The organism is Prevotella sp. P5-108 (assembly GCF_002251385.1).
In the GTDB taxonomy this organism is placed as follows: domain Bacteria; phylum Bacteroidota; class Bacteroidia; order Bacteroidales; family Bacteroidaceae; genus Prevotella.
The window spans coordinates 1-4,301 of the sequence record NZ_NPJJ01000017.1 but is presented as its reverse complement, the minus strand read 5'-3'; the positions used below and the strand labels follow the sequence as shown (position 1 = coordinate 4,301).

The following is a 4,301-nucleotide window of genomic DNA, read 5'->3' as shown; positions in this document are numbered from 1 at the left end:
CTACCCATACCCATTCATACTGACCTGTCGCTTCATTTAGGACACGATCTCTTTCACGTTTTACTTTTGTTCTCATACACTTTTGTTTTAGGCATCCAAAAGTGTCAAGTTTTTTTAGGGTAAGTCAGCCTCAGATTACAGGATTGTCGGACGCGACACTTCATTAAATCTGAAATGCAAAAGGATCCGTGCATAAGACACCGAGCGAATGAGAGATAACAAACAAAACTTTCACTTCAAAAAAACGTGATTATGCAATCTGAAAATAGGATCTTAGGCAACCAACTGGTTGTAATGTCGAGGGAAGACCTTGACGCTTTGGTAAACGAGATGGCCCAAAACATCGTGGCAGCTCAAACAAAGAATGCACAGAATGACTTGGAGACATGGATGAATGTACCGGAAGGTGAACGTTTCATCACTCGTGAAGAGGCGGCTCACATACTGCATGTAAACTTCACGACTCTCTGGCGATGGGATAAGCAAGGGCATCTACATTCTAGAAAGATTGGTGGCCGCCGGGTGATGTACAAATACAGCGATGTCCTGGCATTGCTAAATGGTGAAATAAACAAGTCCAAAGATGAGTGAACAAGTCATGCCATTTGCGGGAGGGCTGCCCGACTTCCTTTCCCTCGTCAATGCAGAGGTGGAGAAAGTTGAGCCTACTATCAAGGTTCCGCTTACTCCTCCTGATGAAGAACCGCCATCCATTGTTCCTCCAGAGTCTTTGCCCACTCCTACCGAAAGGTCAAAAGAGGTACAGCACCTGAAAGCTTCGAATTTCACAGAACCAACCTTACCAATTGACTGGCTGTCACAATCTGTTCAAGACTATATTCGTACTGTTGCAGAATCGTACGGTTGCCCACAGGACTTTGTCGTTTCCATCTGTTTGACAACGGCAGGCATTGCGGCAGGAAAGAAAGTGCTGCTTGCCACCAACCCATACACCAATTATCCTTGTGACTTCATCTGTATGGTTGGTAAGCCGAGTCGTAATAAGACGGGGCCGTTGAAGGAAGTCACCAGTCCTCTACGGGAACATGACAAAGCTAACTTTGCCAAGTATTCCGAGGCGAAGACTGTATATGACCAAAGCAAACGTGAGGATAGGAACTTTAGCGGTGAACAACCGATATTCCACCAACGAGTGGCTGGCGATAGTTCCCCAGAGTCCCGTAACGCATTGCTGGCGCAAGGAGACATGATTATCATTGTTGCCGATGAGCTGAAGTCATTCATTGATTCTTTCGGTCGATACTCCAAAGGCGGTAACGGCTCAGGAACTGAAGTTTCTCAATTGCTGTCAACTTGGTCGAATGTCAGTTTTACCATCAACCGAAAGTCGGAAGATACCAAGCTGGTTGATGACCCGGCCATGAGTATCATTGGTGGTATTCAACCAGGACCACTCGGCAAGACGTTTGGCACCGATGCTTTGATGGATTCAGGCTTCACCCAGCGTTTCCTTTTCGTCTATCCTGACAAAGCAGAGTTCATCAAGAGACAGGACCGCAGACGGATGACAACGGAAATGCGTGACAACTGGAGTGACATCATAGGAAGGCTGTTCAGTATGGAATCTTTACCGCTCTTGCTGTCCCATGAGGCTGAAAGACTCTACGCTGACTATGCCGATGCCAACGACATGAAGGCTGATGCGGAAGAGGATGACTACATCGGTGGTGTGAGGCAGAAGATGAACATTCATGTGCTGCGTCTGGCTATCATGGCACATCTGCTGTCTGAGCATTGGAACGAACCTGTTGTCACAGGTGAATGCATGGAATATGCCATTCGCATTGCCGACTACTTTACCCAGATTCATGTTGAACGCATCTATCCTTTGTTGCGAGGCTCGGCAGCCACACAGCGTCCGATGACCAACGGCGACCTGCTTCGGGCAGTCAGTCGGCAGTTCAAAATCAAGTCGCAGAACGCTCTTGCCGAAGTCCTCGGTGTGTCACAGCAGTATGTCAATAAAATACTAAAGGAACAATGATGGTTGTAGTTGTAGATATCAGTAATAGCCTATGGATAAAGGGCGCAAGCCAACAACTACCCTACAACCAAGGTGCTCTTATCTCCATCATGGAATCTCATCTATATGGTTGTATCCTTGTTGTAGCATTAAGCCCCGTATTTACAAGACTTTAAGCCAAGCTACAACTACAACAACAAACTTAAATTTTGAATAATGATGAAAAGTTTATTTGATACGAAGATTAGCTATTATAGAAACGTGGAAGACAATGTCGGCACGGAAATTTCCCTGCGCGACTTCCTCTTCAACGACCAACACAAGGAACAGATTGAGTATATCCGTTCCATATCGGATGAAGATAAACAAAAGCGCTTGAAGTTGCAACTGCCCGTGGCAACCATCTCAGGCACATTTGCCCCTACATGTAAGGCGGAAAACCTCGTGGCCCACTCGAACCTTCTCTGTATCGACATCGACAAGAAAGACAACATGGACGTTGACTGGTTCGATGACCTGAAGCATGAGTGGCATAACATCCCCCAGATACTCTATGCGGGCCGCAGCATCCGTGGCAAAGGCTGGTTTGCCATCTTCCGCATTGCCTATCCTGATAAGCACGAGGATCAGTTCGAAGCCCTGAAACGTGACTTCGCCAACAGCGGACTAATCATTGACAAAGCATGCAAGAACGTGAACAGGATGCGCTTCATCTCCTACGACCCGGAGCCGTATGTGAATGAGGATGCTACATTATATACTAAGGTGTGGGTGGAACCCAAACCGGCATACCACAGTTCCAGTGCATATAGTGGTGACGACATGGAACAGGTCGAGAAGTGCTGCCATATAATTGAAGACCGTAGCATCGACATTACCGCCACCTACGATGAATGGTTCCATGTGGGTGCAGCCTTGGCATCACTTGGTGAATGTGGACGTAGTCTGTTCCATATGGTCAGTTCGCAAAATGCGAAGTACAAAGCATCTGAGACAGACAAGAAGTTCGACAATCTTCTGCGCAATGTCAGCAATATCAAGATCGGTACGTTCTTCCATATCTGTTCACAGCATGGAATCAACTGGAAGGAGGGCTGATTATGAACACGGAGATAACAAGTTTCAATAGCACATTCTTTGAATACCTTTGTGGTTTCATCTGGTTTGACCAAGATAAGTTAGAGGCTCTGATGAAACGCTATCCAATTGGTGCTACAGAGCAAGGCGAATCAATATTCTGGCACATCAATGCAGAGAACAAGATTACTAATGGTCACATCATCACAATGGATAGCGAAACAGGCAAGGTCTATGATGACAGTTGGTACTATCAAGATGGGCGACCGACTTGCATGTTTGGTGAGCACTTACTTGGTGCCTTCCCCAGCCAGACGGTTGCACTGGTGACGGATGAACTGACTGCTGCCGTTATGAGTTGTTTCCCAACGCCATACATCTGGCTTGCTATCGAAAAGGATAATGTTACGTCCTCCGACTTGCTTCCTCTTAAAGGAAGATCTGTAGTTGTATTCCCAAACAAGGGGGAGTGCAACAAATGGGAAGAATGCCTAAGGCAGATTCCCAATCTCAATGTTCATGTCTCAGACGTGATGGAAAATTCACAAGGTGATTGTCACAACATTGCCCAGATGGTTCTCAGTCAGCAACCCCTACGCCCAACCGAAGAGGAAGCAGCTTTGATGAGAATGGTGGATGCCAATCCCAACATCGCACTGCTCGTCAAGGCACTTAATCTGGAGGTAGTGGGTGTTTCTTCCATTGACGAAGATGCGATGAAACCAATATCCAAATCTGAGGTAAAAACAGAACCACCTCCACAAATAGAGGATGACGAAGCCATGAAATCATTCCTGATGGCACAGGAAAAACGATGGAACGGCAGGAATCCAGAATGCCACAAATGCTCTCGTTCCCATGAGGGAATCAATGGGACATATTGTGATGAACTCCATCAATATGTCGAATATGGTAAAGGCGATTGTGGCAGATGAACTTGTTCATCAAAGGAGCCAAAATCGAATAGAGGGAAGAGAGTGATTCTACGAATCGCATAGCCTAATATGCGTTAACTTCCATTAACGCGAGTAGGTGAGAACATAATTGTTATCCCATTCGGGGAGCAAGCTCAGATAATAATACCAATAACAAACAATTTAAAGGAAAACATTATACCCCAATTCGGGATAAGATAGCGATTAGTTGCATGTTAAGAGAGATACATGAATTCTCTTCCCATGCCATCAGACATGGGCTATATATAAAGAATCGAAAGAGATTATTCTGTCCTTAGAACATT

At 45.8% G+C, this 4,301-nt stretch carries 4 protein-coding genes; all 4 read left to right on the top strand.

The window, feature by feature from the left end:
- The first annotated feature begins 252 nt into the window (after nt 1–252).
- The 4 genes from CIK95_RS02225 (at nt 253) to CIK95_RS02210 (ending at nt 3,996) form a co-directional block, all read left to right on the top strand.
- Nucleotides 253–591: an AlpA family transcriptional regulator gene (locus CIK95_RS02225; protein WP_094466150.1), complete on the top strand. Its 339-nt coding sequence runs from the start codon at nt 253–255 to the stop codon at nt 589–591.
- Entirely contained in the window at nt 584–2,005 is a 1,422-nt protein-coding gene (locus tag CIK95_RS02220; RefSeq protein WP_094466149.1) for a DUF3987 domain-containing protein, read from the top strand. Before CIK95_RS02225 ends, CIK95_RS02220 begins: the two co-directional genes overlap by 8 nt.
- Before the next feature lie 195 nt (nt 2,006–2,200).
- Complete coding sequence (locus CIK95_RS02215) at nt 2,201–3,082, top strand: PriCT-2 domain-containing protein (RefSeq protein ID WP_254046395.1); 882 nt, start codon at nt 2,201–2,203, stop codon at nt 3,080–3,082.
- Between the two features lie 2 nt (nt 3,083–3,084).
- Nucleotides 3,085–3,996 carry a DUF6371 domain-containing protein gene (locus CIK95_RS02210; protein ID WP_094466147.1) on the top strand — a complete coding sequence of 304 codons (912 nt, stop codon included), beginning with the start codon at nt 3,085–3,087 and terminating at the stop codon, nt 3,994–3,996.
- The last annotated feature ends 305 nt before the right edge of the window (nt 3,997–4,301 follow it).

Coding starts and splice junctions, on each gene's coding strand:
- CIK95_RS02225 (WP_094466150.1), top strand. CDS start 253: ATGCAATCTGAAAATAGGATCTTAGGCAACCAACTGGTTGTAATGTCG.
- CIK95_RS02220 (WP_094466149.1), top strand. CDS start 584: ATGAGTGAACAAGTCATGCCATTTGCGGGAGGGCTGCCCGACTTCCTT.
- CIK95_RS02215 (WP_254046395.1), top strand. CDS start 2,201: ATGATGAAAAGTTTATTTGATACGAAGATTAGCTATTATAGAAACGTG.
- CIK95_RS02210 (WP_094466147.1), top strand. CDS start 3,085: ATGAACACGGAGATAACAAGTTTCAATAGCACATTCTTTGAATACCTT.